The organism is Bacteroides reticulotermitis JCM 10512 (assembly GCF_000517545.1).
Classification (GTDB): Bacteria; Bacteroidota; Bacteroidia; order Bacteroidales; family Bacteroidaceae; genus Bacteroides; species Bacteroides reticulotermitis.
Map to the genome: position 1 here is coordinate 100,849 of NZ_BAIV01000013.1, position 15,008 is coordinate 115,856.

8 protein-coding genes and 2 pseudogenes are annotated in these 15,008 nt (G+C 43.2%); all 10 read left to right on the forward strand.

Annotation, left to right across the window (positions count from 1 at the left end; all coding sequences use genetic code 11):
* Positions 1 to 17: 17 nt before the first annotated feature.
* Positions 18 to 2,842 (forward strand): annotated as a pseudogene (locus JCM10512_RS09455) (SusC/RagA family TonB-linked outer membrane protein).
* A 27-nt stretch (positions 2,843 to 2,869) separates the two neighbouring features.
* Positions 2,870 to 4,630, forward strand: coding sequence for a RagB/SusD family nutrient uptake outer membrane protein (locus JCM10512_RS09460; protein WP_044162496.1), 1,761 nt, complete (start codon positions 2,870 to 2,872; stop codon positions 4,628 to 4,630).
* A gap of 37 nt (positions 4,631 to 4,667) precedes the next feature.
* Positions 4,668 to 5,702: a DUF5627 domain-containing protein gene (locus JCM10512_RS09465; protein ID WP_044162498.1), complete on the forward strand. Its 1,035-nt coding sequence runs from the start codon at positions 4,668 to 4,670 to the stop codon at positions 5,700 to 5,702.
* A gap of 33 nt (positions 5,703 to 5,735) precedes the next feature.
* Positions 5,736 to 6,611 (forward strand): hypothetical protein, encoded by an 876-nt coding sequence (locus JCM10512_RS23735; RefSeq protein ID WP_244437071.1) that lies wholly within the window; start codon positions 5,736 to 5,738, stop codon positions 6,609 to 6,611.
* Positions 6,612 to 6,631: 20 nt separating this feature from the next.
* On the forward strand, positions 6,632 to 6,967 hold the full coding sequence (locus JCM10512_RS23740; RefSeq protein WP_244437073.1) for a hypothetical protein: 336 nt from the start codon (positions 6,632 to 6,634) through the stop codon (positions 6,965 to 6,967).
* Entirely contained in the window at positions 6,964 to 7,947 is a 984-nt protein-coding gene (locus JCM10512_RS23745) for an endo-1,4-beta-xylanase (RefSeq protein WP_244437074.1), read from the forward strand. Before JCM10512_RS23740 ends, JCM10512_RS23745 begins: the two co-directional genes overlap by 4 nt.
* A 198-nt stretch (positions 7,948 to 8,145) precedes the next feature.
* Entirely contained in the window at positions 8,146 to 9,783 is a 1,638-nt protein-coding gene (locus JCM10512_RS09475; protein ID WP_044162500.1) for a glycoside hydrolase, read from the forward strand.
* A 22-nt stretch (positions 9,784 to 9,805) separates the two neighbouring features.
* Positions 9,806 to 12,613, forward strand: a complete 2,808-nt coding sequence (locus JCM10512_RS09480) for a glycoside hydrolase family 98 domain-containing protein (protein WP_044162501.1) — start codon at positions 9,806 to 9,808, stop codon at positions 12,611 to 12,613.
* Between the two features lie 70 nt (positions 12,614 to 12,683).
* A pseudogene (locus tag JCM10512_RS09485) lies at positions 12,684 to 13,621 on the forward strand (sialate O-acetylesterase).
* Between the two features lie 12 nt (positions 13,622 to 13,633).
* Positions 13,634 to 15,007 (forward strand): glycoside hydrolase family 43 protein, encoded by a 1,374-nt coding sequence (locus JCM10512_RS09490; RefSeq protein ID WP_044162503.1) that lies wholly within the window; start codon positions 13,634 to 13,636, stop codon positions 15,005 to 15,007.
* Position 15,008: the final 1 nt, after the last annotated feature.

Here is a 15,008-nt window from a genome sequence, read left to right on the forward strand (position 1 = left end):
TAATAATGAAGCTAAAAATGAATAGAAAGTTTATATATATTGGCTGCACTGTTTTCGCCATGTCTCTGCTTCATGCAGGAGGTCTTCAGGCACAAGAGAATAATAAGGATAGTCTGGTGAATGTGGCTTTCGGTACGGTTGCCCAGGAAGACTTGACATACGCCATTTCTACGGTCAACACGTCCGAACTGACAAAAAAAGTAAATAGTTCCAATAGCTTAGTCGGTTTGGAAGGCCTGATAGGTGGCTACAATGGCAATATTTGGGACAAGGAGCACTTGTCCTGGTGGACGGGGTACCCCGTAGTGCAAGCAACGTACGCGCTTCGGAAGTAGAGAATATTTCCATTTTGAAAGACGCCGCTGCCGTGGTACTTTACGGTAGTCGCGCCTCCAAAGGCGTTATCTTAATAACTACAAAACGAGGCAAAAATGAACCGATGCACATTGATGTGCGTGGCAATGTAGGTATCAATGTACCCAAATCTTACCCCAAGTACTTGGATTCAGATTGCTACATGACGCTCTACAATGAAGCCTGCCGCAATGACGGAGTTTCACCGAGGTACAACGCTTCGGATATTTACAACTCTGCTGTGGGAGACAATCTTTATCGATATCCTAACATTGACTTCTACAGTTCGGACTACCTGAAAAAAGCTTATTACAATGCCGATATGACTGGTGAGGTATATGGAGGAAACGAGCGCACACACTACTATCTGAATTTCGGTATGGACTATACTGATAACTTGTTGAAGTATGGTGAGTCGAAGAAAGCTTCCGATATGCGTTTCAATATACGTGGTAATGTAGATATGACACTTGCCTCTTGGCTGAAAGCTACTACCAATGCGGCAGTTGTCTTCACCAATCAGTATGCGGGGCGGGGAGATTTTTGGGGAGCCGCATCGACTTTACGTCCCAATTGGTTTGCACCGTTGTTGCCTATTGATATGATGGATACCAATGTAGCTCAGATACAGGATTATATAACCAACAGTAATCATCTGATTGACGGAAAATATTTGCTTGGTGGAACATCGTCTGATATGACCAATCCTTTTGCCGACCTTTTGGCTGCGGGCTATGTGAAGGAGAAAGCGCGTATGTTTATGTTCGATGTAAGTCTTGCTGCCGATTTGAATTCATTATTGAAAGGCCTGTCGTTTAAAACCTCTTATAGTGTAGACTATACGGCCTATTATTCGGAAGCTTTCAAGGAGACCTACGCTGTTTATGAACCTACATGGTCTCAAGTGAACGGAAAGGATATGATTATAGCACTGAGGAAACACAATGAGGACAAAAAAGACCCGAATGAATATGTAGGCAAGTCTACCTACGACCAAACGATGACTTTCAGTGCACAGTTCGACTATGCTCGTACTTTTGCAAAGTATCACAACGTAGCCGCTACATTCATAGGGTGGGGTTATCAGACGCAAAATTCATCTGACGAAAACCACGAGAGTAGTGATTACCACCGCACCAGCAACGTAAACTTAGGCCTACGGGCATCCTATAATTATGACCATAAATACTATGCTGATTTTAGTGGTGCTGTGATTCATTCGGCCAAGTTACCGGAAGGCAAACGTAATGCTTTCTCTCCCTCAGTTACTTTGGGCTGGAGAATCAGTAAAGAGAAGTTTATGGAAAATGTGGACTTTATAGACGATCTGAAAATAACAGCTTCTTATGCCAACCTGCATCAGGATCTCGATATCTCCGATTATTATTTGTATAAAGGGACTTTTTCCAAGAGAGACAAAGAAGGATTCTATGTGCAGTGGCACGATGGTACTGCCGGTGGATGGACTCCGGCGTCCAAGCGTGGTGATAACCCGAATCTAGGCTTTATCACACGTGAAGAGTTCCGTACCGGAATTGATGCCACACTGTTCAATCGCCTGCTGAGGCTGAATGCTAACTATTTCAGACAGGACACTAAAGGGCTGCTTACGCAAGGTGCCTCTTCGATTTATCCCTCGTATTTCGCCCTAAGCAGTAATTCAACTTTTATGCCGTGGGTCAATTATAATGAGGATAGACGCAGTGGAGTTGATTTCTCACTAAGTGCTAATAAGAAGTTTGGTGACTTTGATGTGACCCTCGGCTTCAACGGTATGGTATACTCTTCCGAAGCTCTGAAACGCGATGAACTCTATGACGAGAAGTATCAATACCGCCAAGGTCGTGCAATCGATGCTTCTTACGGTTATGTATGCGAAGGCTTTTTCCGAGATCAGGCTGACATCGACGGGCATGCTCGTCAGACATTCGGCACGGTGAAACCGGGTGATTTGAAGTATAAGGACATTAACGGGGACGGAGTGATTGATAGTAAGGACCAGATTGAACTGGGAAAGAATGGTTGGGCAGCTCCTCCTTTCTCCTTTGGCTTGAACCTGACCGTGAAGTGGAAGAATTTCTCGCTGTTTGCTATGGGGACAGGACAATCCGGAACTGTAGATTTTAAATCGAGTTCTTACTACTGGAACCGTGGTACGAGCAAATTCTCGGACGTGGTATGGGGGCGTTGGACTGAAGAGACGAAAGATGTGGCCACTTACCCACGTCTGACAACAACCAACGGTGACAATAACTACCGTAACTCGACGTTCTGGATGTACAAACGCAACTATTTCCGCCTAAACCAGGTGCAGTTGACTTATGATTTCCCTGAGAGTACTTTCAATGGGACATTTGTGCGTGGCTTAAGTGTGTATTGCGGCGGTAATAGTTTGCTTACTATCTCTAAAGAACGTAAGCATATGGAACTGAGTACTGGTTTCCCTCAATGCCGCAACTTCTATGCAGGCTTTAAGGCTGCGTTCTGATTTTATTGATTTATAAAGAAGAAGATTATGAAAAAAAAAGTAATACTTTTTATAGCAAGTGCCTTGATGCTTTCGGCTTGTGATGATTTATTTGAGCCGGCCATCGAGAACTTCCAAGGCGTGGATCACATGTACAATGATGCGGAGTATGCGCGTGGAATCTTGCACAATGTATATAGTTTAATCCCTGGTTATTACGATAATAGTGAGTATGGTACGGATGATGCCGTAACCAACCAGCCAAGTAATGTGTATCTGCAAATGGCGACCGGTGCTTGGACTACAAGTTCATATAATCCGCAGAACCAATGGACGAATTCTTACGGTGCCATTCAATATATCAACCTGTTTTTGAAGAATGTGGAAGGTGTAAAATGGTCGAGTGATGAAGAATTAAACAAATTGTTTGCCCAACGTCTCATTGGTGAAGCCTATGGTCTCCGTGCTATGTTCCATTATTACCTGCTCCGTGCCCATGCTGGCTTTGGCCCAGACGGTGAATTGCTTGGTATACCTATAATGAAGGAGTACCAAACGGTAGAGTCTGATTTCAATCAGCCGCGTGCTTCATTCCAAGCTTGCGTAGAGCAAATCTACAGTGATCTGTCGGAAGCGGAAAAAAGACTTCCCTATGAGTATGAGGATGTTACGGGGAATGTTCCTGCCGACTTCCAAAATCTCACAAAAGATGTAGGTAAATATAATACGGTTATGGGTGCCAAAGCACGCCAGTTGTACAACGGAATTATAGCCCGGGCTTACGGCGCACGTACAGCCATGTTGGCGGCTAGTTTTCTTTTTCAGGATGCATCCAACACGGCTACATGGGCAGATGCTGCCAATTCCGCGGCTGCTGTGATAGACTATAAAGGAGGTGTATCAGGATTAGCTTCCGACGGGGTGGAATATTACTCGCCCACTATTGTGAATACCATTCAGGATGGTGCAAACCCGAAAGAGATCTTGTGGAGAGGAAATAAAGGCGGTGGTGATAACGACCAGGAATCTCAGAATTTTCCACCAAGTTTGTATGGTAATGGTTACATGAATCCTTCACAGAACCTAGTGGATGCGTTCCCCATGGCCAACGGCTATCCTATAAGCGACGTGGCGGCTAGTGGATATGATGTCAATAATCCGTATGCCGGACGTGATCCTCGTTTGAGTAAATATATCCTCTACAATGGGAGTAAAATCACCGAGAAAGATGTGACCATCAATATCAATACAGGCAATCAAGACGGCGTTAACGTGACAGAGAACCGCTCTACTCGAACAGGTTACTACATGAAAAAACGTCTCCGTATGGATGTGAATTGCAATCCTGCAGCGACTTCCAAACAGCCGCACTACACTCCTCGTATTCGCTATACGGAGATGTATCTTACTTATGCTGAAGCCGCCAACGAGGCCTGGGGACCGAAGGATGCTAACGGCAGAGGTTATTCTGCTTACGATGTAATTAAGGCTATTCGAAAGCGTGCCGGAGTCGGTGGAGCTGATGATGCTTACTTGGAAATGTGCGCTTCCAGCAAGGATAAGATGCGTGAACTGATTCGCAATGAACGTCGGTTGGAACTTTGCTTCGAGGGATTCCGCTTCTGGGATCTTCGCCGTTGGAAAATGGATTTGAACGAATCGGTATACGGTATTGATTGGAATGGTAATAACTATCAGAAGATAACTGTAGAAGAACGCTCCTATGAAGACTATATGTACTGTTGTCCCATTCCGAACTCTGAGATACTGAAGTATAGTAAGCTCATCCAGAATAAAGGATGGAAGTAACCGATGATTGTGAACACTATTAATGAAATAGAATGATATGAAAAAAGAATTAGTATACATTGGACTGACCTCATTGCTTTTATCTTTCACTGCGTGTGAAAGCTCGGACAATGAATTTCCCGATTTCGATTATCAAACTGTATATTTTGCCAACCAATATGGCTTACGCACTATTGAACTGGGCGAAGATGAATTTCTTGATAATTCCTTGGATAACCAACATCGGGTATCTATTAAAGCTGCTTGGGGTGGTGGCTATACCAACCGCCAGAATGTAATGATTGATACCAAAGTGGATGAATCGCTCTGCGAGAATCTTTATTTCAAAGGGACTAACACTCCCGTTACTCCTATGCCTGCATCCTACTATACATTGGCTTCCAATCAAATCAATATTCCTAAGGGGCAAATTATAGGGGGTGTGGAGGTACAGTTTACCGACGCATTCTTTGCCGACAAGAAAACGCTTGACAACTACTATGTGATTCCTCTGAAAATGACAGACGTACAGGGTGCAGATTCTATTCTTCAGGGTAAAGCCACTGTAGAAAATCCCGTGTTGACAAATAGCGGTAATTGGAGTATACAGCCTAAAAACTTTGTACTTTATGCGGTGAAGTATGTCAACCCTTGGCATGGGGAATATCTGCGTCGTGGAGTAGATCAAGCTGTACTAAACGGTGTTTCTTCCCAATTGGTGCGTCACCAGCAGTATGTTGAGAAAGATGAGAAGGTGAACGTAAAAACCGGTAGTCTGAAAGATAATATATTGCCCTTGTCCACCAAAGATACACAAGGCACTCTTTTCAATTACAACCTAACCTTGGCTTTCGCCGAGGACGGAAGTTGTACGATTGGCAGTACTTCCGCTGACTACGCCATTTCCGGTACTGGCAAATTTGTGAAGAAGGGGGAGAAGAATAGCCTTGGCGGTAAAGATCGTGATGCTATCTATCTGGATTATACGGTTGATTTCAAGACTAAGAATATGCAGTATGCTACCAAAGATACATTGGTGTTGAGCACTCGTGGTGTGCAAGGTGGTATGGCTTTCGAAATAGAAATGCGATAGTATTATCTGGTATAAACTTTAAACTAAGAGAATATGAAATACTTTAATCATAAGATAATCGGTATTGCCATGATGTGTGCGACGGTTATGGGATGCACCGATGAGTACGACTGTAACCTTCAGGTAGAGAAACCTGAAGAAGTGGCTAACAGTGAATATCTGGCGGGCTTTGACTTGCTAAAGTCGTACATCACTCGGGATGCCGGTTCGCCATTCAAATTAATGGTAAACATGGCTCCTACTGACTTTTTGAAGAAAGACATCGGCTATAGCACAATTTTGAGCAACTTCGACGGTTTAGATGTTGGCGGCTTTTTCACTCCTCTCAGTGCACTGAAAGGAGATGCTTCCTACGACTTTGGAGGTATGCAGCTAGTGGCTGATGCATCCAAAGAGGCTGGTGTAGCGCTCTATGGTGGTACGCTTTGCTCTAATCAGGGACAACGTGCTGATTACTATAATAAATTGATTCAACCTATCGTCATTCCCTTTGTGCCCGAAAAAGGTAAGACCGTAATTTTTGACTTTGAGGGTGATGGATTAGGCAAGACTTACGGCATGACTGGGGGGAGTCAGGCGGTAGTAGAGAATGACCCGGATGGAAAGAGTGGGAAGGCGTTGCATGTAGGTACTGATGCAAATAAGGCTGCTTACTCATTTCCTAAGTTCAATGTTAAGTTGCCGGAAGGTCGAAAACTAGGCGATTACGTCAATTTGACCATCGATATGCGCATTGTGAATAATGACGGCTTATGGGGATCAGGTATGAAAGTCTTAATTAATGGAGAGAAGTTCGCAGTAGGCGTAAATGCTCAAGGATTTGGTTGTAGTTCCAACACTTGGAATCGTCAAGCTGTCATCGCATTGAATACTGACAAGCTCCGGGCTTCATTCTACCAGAAAATTTAAAGAGCCTTACGGAGTTTGAATTGGCTGTTGGTTCGGAATCTGGAGGAGCCCAATACTATCTCGATAACATCGTGATGAATTATGAGATTGCTGCCAAAGGTGTCACTAAAATCGATTTTGAAAAAGATGCGCTTGGCAAATCTTATCCGATGACTAATGGTAGTCAAAGCGTGGTAGAGAACGGTCCTGAATCTAGTGGTAAAGTTCTGCATGTAGGTACGGCTGCTACTCCTTGTAACTATTCTTATCCTACGTTTACTGTAAAACTGGAGAAAGGAAGAACCTTGGGTGATTATACAGCTCTCTCCCTCGATATGTACCTGATAGATGGCAAAGGCGGTTGGGCTCTGGCATGAGAGTACTGATTAACGGACAAGAATTTAACTGCGGGCAAGGGCCGTTCGGCTTTGGTTGTGAAAGTAACAAATGGGGCCGGGATAAGATTTATATCACATTCTTGAAAGAAGGTGAAACGTCGGGAGGTGGAAAAATAGCTATCCCCAACTCTATGAAGAATCTGACCGAGATCGAGCTGGCTGTAGGTTCCGGGTCGGGTGAATGGCATGCTTACATCGACAATATCAGTCTTCATTGGAAGGCCGATGACACCATCATTGAGAAAACTCCCGAAGAGAAAAAGATTATCTTTACGGAAGAGTTAAACAAATGGATTGGTGGTATGGTTAACGCCGGTGGTGAAACTGTAAAAGTATGGAATATTATAGGTGAACCGCTTGATAAAACGGTGGATGCCAATACTTTCAACTGGGCTGAGTACTTGGGTGAAGTTGAATATGTGCATACAGCCGTGAAGATGGCTCGTGATACGGCAAAAGTTGATCTCAACCTCTTCGTTAGCAATTCTTTCAATCAATATGACGAAATGGACAAGAAGGCTGATGAGTTGATTACATTAGTAAAATCATGGGAAGCAGACAATGTAACTAAGATTGACGGATACAATATTCTTCTTCATGCGATTTATGCAAAAGATGCCATATTCCAAAAAGGTAATGAGGATATGATTGTTAAATTGTTTACCAAGCTGGCACAAACGGGTAAATCGATACGTGTATCTGATCTCAGTATGATGGTGGAGAATGTAGACGGAAACTTCATTCAGACCAGTAAACTGACGGAAGATGAAAGAACTGCCGCGACCAACTATATGGCTTTCATTATGAAAGAATATCGGAAACTTATTCCGGTGGACAAGCAATTCGGTATCTCCATTTCAAGTATGACCCAGACAACTACAGGTTACAAACTTTGTCCTTGGACATCGGGATATAATCGTAGTGGAATGTATGAAGGAATAGTTGAAGGATTGAAGTAAGCTGAAGATGAATAGGAGAGGGTGTACCCAAACAGTACACTCTCTTTCTATATTTAGATATAGCATTCAGCGTTTACAAATAGAATATAGTAATAGTATGAAAAGACTTATTTATACGCCTGTAGATTTATGTGTTTTGACAATTACAGGATTGAGAGAAGCTTCTGTAACTGTGAACTTAAATATCGGAGGTAACTGATGAAGAACATTGTGTTTTTATTCCACTTCTTTCTGGTGGGTATTTTATTCTCAGCCTGTTCGGATGGAGGAAATGAGGAGGTAAATGAGGGGAAGGGTGCATATGCAGTCTTTCTTAAAAAAATGATTCTGGTGAGTGCCGGAGAAAATAAGGCAGACGTCATTGTGGAATGGATGAAAACATCCTGGGAAATAACCCTTGGAGAGGGTGATATTGTAAATGCTATTACGCCGATGTCGGGCGGAAGTGGTGATGGCGAAAAGCAATACACGAAGATCCAATTGTCCTGTAACGCTAACGCTACGATGAAACAGCGCACGCAGATCATTCACATTACGAACAAGACCAATGAGCAAACAGTTGATTTGTTGATAGAGCAAGATCCTGCATTCAAACCTATTACGCTCAACATTGATCCTACAGTAAGGTACCAACCGGTGGTGGGATTCGGTGGAATGTATAATCCGAAAATCTGGTGCGGTGGAAACCTTATTTCTGATCAGCAACTAAATAAGATGTATGGTGCCGGTGGATTGGGTTATTCCATCCTTCGTTTGATGGTGTATCCTAACGAAGCGGATTGGAGTGCTGATATGGAAGCAGCGAAGTTTGCGCAAGCTAATGGAGTTATAGTGTTTGCTTGTCCATGGGACTGTACGGATGCTCTTGCCGAGCAAATTATGGTAAACGGTAAGGAAGTGAGACATCTAAAGAAAGAGAACTATGGAGCGTATGCCGACCATCTTGTTCGTTACATCAATTTTATGAAGCAGCATGGAGTGAATCTTTATGCTATATCTGTTCAAAATGAGCCGGATATGGATTTCACCTATTGGACGCCTCAGGAAGTAGTGGATTTTGTAAAGCAGTATGGAACAAGGATTCGGGAAACGGGTGTTAAACTAATGTCACCTGAGGCATGCGGTACACAGCCCGAATACACAGATCCAATAATTAATGATGCCGGAGCATTTGCACAGACCGACATTGTCGCAGGACATCTCTACCAAGGCTTTGTAGACCTGAATAACGGATATGTCAAAAACCGGCACGATTACATCTGCGGTCTCTATTCCCGTATTCAAGGAAAGACTTGGTGGATGACGGAGCATCTTTTCAATGATGGGGAAAAGTCGGATGATCCCTTGCAATGGGAATTTCGAAAGTGGGAATACTGCCTCAAACATCTTGGTCAGGAGATGCACATGTGTATGGAGGGCTATTGTAGCGCATACGTGTACTGGTACTTAAAACGATTTTACGGATTGATGGGTGATGCCGATGAGCGAAGTCCAATGGGTGAAGGTGAAATCACAAAGAATGGCTACATCATGGCTCATTACGCACAATATGCGACAGGAACTACTCGTGTTAAAGCTGTAGTGGATCATACGGGGGTATCTGCCACGGCTTACGTCAATGAAACGAATGATGAAGTGACAGTGGTATTATTGAATTTGACGGGAGCCACCCAGTGGGTACAAATTCCATTAGCCGGCATAAAGGGAGGAAGTGGTGTTGAGACAAATGAAAATAAGAATATGGAAGTTGTCGGCATTGATTCTGTGACGTCTGGCGAAGGAGCAATTGTCTCGCTGTCGGGTCACAGCATAACTTCTGTTAGATTAACATTCTAATGACTAAAATGGGAATAATAATATGATAAGATTCTTTACTAGAAAAAGCAAGTTGTCTTACTTGCTTCTTATCGGATTGATGTGTTGTACTTGTTTGCTGAGTGCGTGTAAGGACGATGAGGTTATTGAACCTGGTGCTCCTTCCGTACCGAAAGCCGGCACGGCAGTCGAAAATATCAATACGAATGTCAGTGCGTTACGTAGACTGATTGAGGCTAAACAACAGGGACTGGCTGTAAAATCGTATAATCCGGTGAATAACGGTACAAGCTATACCATTGAATTGTCCGATGGTGCAAGTTTCAGTGTATTCACTCAGATAGCGGTATTGGAAGGTGGAGGGGAGACGGTAGTCTATTCGCCTAATGTGGGTGTCAAGATGGATAATGATGAATATTATTGGACTATTGACAATGAGTGGCTGACATTTGATAGCCATGAAAAAGTAAAGGTAATCACTGAAGGTAGTACTGCTGCACCGGTAGTGGGCATCAATGAAGATGGCTATTGGACGGTAAAGTACGAAAGCAAGACGCAGACCCTCGGACATAAGGCTGAAAGTGGAAAGCTCGTCAGCCTGTTTAAACAGGTGGATGCTAACGATGCAGAGTCGGTTCGTTTCGTCTTCAATGATCAGACCTCCGACATAATACTTCTTCTTAAAGGAGATAAACCTGAAATTCCTCCTCTGATAGGAAGTATGCGTCGTCCCATTTCTCCGGATCACCCGGCATGGCTTATTCATATCGACTCATGGAATTACGCTGATCCGCAGAAAATCATCGATCTTATTCCTGCTGACATTCGTCCGTATGCTATTTTTAATATATCCTTGTCAGCAAGTCATGATGAGGAAACAGGACGTTTTACGCTAAGTGAGTATGGTTATGAGATTGCAAAATCATGGTTGCGGACTTGTGCTGAAAACAGTGTTTGGGCGATGGTGCAGCCTTCAAGCGGTGGATTTAGTCATTTTCCCGATTTCAGTTCATATAACGAATTCGAAGACAGTGTGTATGATGAGTTTTTCAAGGACTATCCAAACTTTCTCGGTTTCAACTATTGTGAGCAGTTTTGGGGCTACGATGATCGTTTTTCCGTATCGTGGATGCAACGAGTGGCTCATTGGACTCAGCTTTTGAAACTTACTCATAAATATGGAGGCTACCTAGTTGTCAGCTTTTGTGGTAACACATGGTCGGCTAGCATCGATCCGATCGCGCTTGTAAAACGTAACCCTGATTTTGCTCAGATAGCTAAATTATGTCCCGAAAATTTCATTATGTGTGAGAAGTATACGACGCAGGGTGGTTTCTTCAATGTCGAGAGCATGTGTTTAGGTACATGGTTGTCAGGTTTTGCGGGGCAATATGGAATTCGTTTCGACCAATGTGGCTGGACGGAGAAGACCGGACAAAATGGAGACAAAGATTTTCCATTGGCTGCTGGTGCACTTCCTGTCATAGAGCATGTGATGCTGACCGGTCAGACCGTTATTGATGGTCCCGAACTTATATGGCAGCAGTGCTTTAAAGAGACTGGAACAGTCGGTGTAGGCGATGGATATCAAAGCCGTAATTGGGAGTGTTTTCCACAGTTTATTAATATTAATGTGGACATGTTTCGTAAGATTATGGACGGAACGATTCGCATACCTTCTCGGCAAGAGGTTATCGACCGTACTAAACTTGTGATTCTTCAGGATGTGTATTCAGGTGATGATAATGCTCGATATAGCGCTCCTAATAATTTGTACGAGGGGCTTTATCTGCGAGATGACGATGGCAACCTTTGGGATAACCATTGCTATTTCAAGAAAACGGGGCGTTATCCTACCATTCCTGTGGTGTTCGAGTTATGCGATGCGGTGGCTAATTCGTTCCAGTATAAAGTCAACCAGTCAGGTTTCGCCGGAGGATGGAGCGATGTTCAACTCAAGGTTGGAAAATTCAACCGTATCTTTCCCGAAGAGTATAGCGGCGAACTTTATGCTGGGCGCATTGAGAATGGTTGGGTGATTTATAACGGGCTTGTTGGGGTAAGAAAAACCACTGTACCATTTAAATATAATACATGTGATAAGATGGAACTCGCTTACTCCAAATATACAGTATCTGTTGTGAAAGAATACGCTAATAAGGTCACTTTCTATATGAACAACTACGATGTTAATGGCTCAAGCAAAACGGATGTGATCAAGATATACGGAGCCACATCGACTCCATCCTATTCCGTGACTCCAAGAGCAAATGGAACAGCGAAAGTTTCTGAGAGTTGGAAGAATGGTGTATATGAACTGACTGTAGATCATAATGGCCCACTCGATTTGACTATCAACTGTTCAGGGAATGCCACGAGACGTGAGACGACTTATACTACGGCATCTGTCTTGGCTCCGCCTTCTCCACAGATCTATCAGGGAGCTCGCCAGTATGAGGCTGAATGTTTTGATTTTAAGAACGTTGCCAAGAGGATAACCAAGGGGGATATTGAGGTTATCCGCAATTATACTGGACAAGGCTATATAAACTTTGGTACTAATTCTGCAGCTGCTGTGCGTGATGCTATAACCGCAATGGAAGATGGGCTGCATACATTCCGCATCCGCTACCGCTCTCCATCGGCTATTATTAATACGGTGGATATGTATGTGAATGGTGTCAAGGTGGGTGCTCCTCAGTTTCTGCAGACTGATACTGACAATACGACTTGGAATACGGCTTCAATGTCGGCGTCTCTCCGAAAGGGATCAAATACCTTTGAATTGAAAGCCAATTCATCAGGTGTAAGCGACCTGTATCTCGATAATATTGTTATTGAGAGAAAATAAAGCTCTCAATTATTCGATTATCCGCAAGATACTAGCTAAAACTTGCGGATAATCTTTTTAAGTAATTAGGATGAAAAAGTTTATTTTATTGAATTGTTTGTTGTGGACAAGTGTCTTAGTGCTCGCACAAGACAAGAATTTCCATATTTATCTTTGCATGGGCCAATCTAATATGGAGGGAAATGCAAGAATTGAATCGCAGGATACATGTAATGTAGATGAACGATTTCTTGTGATGTCAGCTGTTGATTGCCCGTCTCTAGGTCGAGTAAAAGGACAATGGTATAAAGCTGTTCCTCCACTGGTGCGTTGTAACACAGGATTGACTCCTGCCGATTGCTTTGGCCGGACATTGGTAGAAAAGCTGCCGGATCCCATTAAAATTGGTATCATAAATGTGGCTGTTGGTGGTTGTCGGATTGAATTATTTGATGAGGACAATTGTGAAGAACATATTGCTTCTCAACCGGAATGGTTGAAAAATACGGTACAGGCATATGAGAATAACCCTTATCGTAGGCTGAAAGAACTAGCCAAGGCTGCCCAGAAAGATGGGGTAATTAAAGGTGTTTTATTGCATCAGGCGAGTCAAATACGGGTGATAGAGAGTGGCCGCAGAAGGTGAAAAAGGTATATGAGAAATTGTTGAAGGATTTAGATCTTCAAGCAGAGGATATTCCTTTACTGGCTGGCGAGGTAGTACATGCAGATCAGGAAGGCAGATGTGCAAGCATGAATGAGATAATCAATACATTGCCGAAAATCGTTTCGACTGCCTATGTGATATCTTCTGCAGGTTGTCCTGCTGCGGCAGATAAATTACACTTCACAGCCGAAGGATATCGGAAATTGGGGGTGAGATACGCAGAAAAACGACTTCAATTATTAGAACAAGAGCGAGAACTGGGAATCAAGATAGGCTATTATGAACCACAAGGTACAGCACACGAATGGCTGACTTGGAGACAAAGTTTGAAAGAATTTGTTACATATTTATTTAAACAGTAAAATACTATAAAAATGAAAATTAGAATATTAATATTGCTATTCTCCTCCGGTTTGTTGTGTAGCTTATCTGCACAGAACCCGATTGTACAAACTTGCTATACAACAGATCCTGCTCCGATGGTACACAATGGTACTTTGTATGTATATACGGGACATGACGAAGATAAAGCAGATTTTTTCTGGATGCAAGAGTGGCGTGCTTATTCCACCAAAGATATGGTGAACTGGACTGATCACGGCTCTCCTCTCGCTATCGAATCATTTGCTTGGGCAGACGACCGTGCATGGGCGGCACAGTGTATTGAGCGCAACGGTAAATTCTATTGGTATGTCTGCCTTCACTCAAAGCTCACAAATGCCATGGCTATTGGGGTAGCGGTAGGGAATTCTCCCCTCGGTCCTTTTAAAGACGCCATCGGCAAACCGCTTTGTGATGGCAGTTGGGATTATATTGATCCGACTGTATTTATTGATGATGACGGTCAAGCCTATCTCTATTGGGGAAATCCAAACATCTATTATGCTAAACTAAATGAGGACATGGTTTCATTGAAAGGTGAAGTCGGTAAGCTGGAGCAGACGGTAGAAGGCTTTGGCGCTCCTAGTCCCGATAAACGCGTAAAAGGTGTAAAATATAAGGATACTTATGTCGAAGGTCCATGGTTAAATAAGCGAGAAGGCAAATATTATTTGCTTTACGCTGCTGGGGGAGTGCCTGAGCATATTGCCTATTCCATGAGTAGTACTCCGCTTGGTCCTTGGAAGTATATGGGAGAAATCATGCCCTTGCAAGATACCGGATCGTTTACCAACCATTGTGGGGTAATAGATTATAAAGGTAATTCTTACTTTTTCTACCATACGGGCAAGCTACCGGGTGGAGGAGGCTTTGGACGTAGTGTGGCAATCGAACAATTCCGCTATAATACGGACGGCACTTTCCCTATTATTAATGCTACACAAGCAGGAGTATCTCCGGTAGGTAAGCTCAATCCTTACCAAAGGCTGGAAGCCGAAACTATTGCTTTTTCAGAAGGAGTGAAGTCGGAGACAAACGCAAAAACGGGTGTTTATATAGCTGAAATCCATAATGGAGACTATATAAAAGTACGCGAAGTGGATTTTGGACCTCAGGGTCCTAAACGATTCACAGCTTCTGTTGCCAGTGCTCTTCGTGGTGGTAAACTTGAAGTGCGCACAGACAGCATAGGCGGAACTTTGATTGCAGAACTAACTATTCCTACCACAGGGGGATGGGAATGCTGGAAAAGTTTGCGAGCTAATATTATAGAACCCGTTACAGGTGTACATGATATTTATTTTGTATTTAAAGGACGAAAAGGCTGCAAGTTATTTAATTTTGATTGGTATAAGTTTGATAAATAAT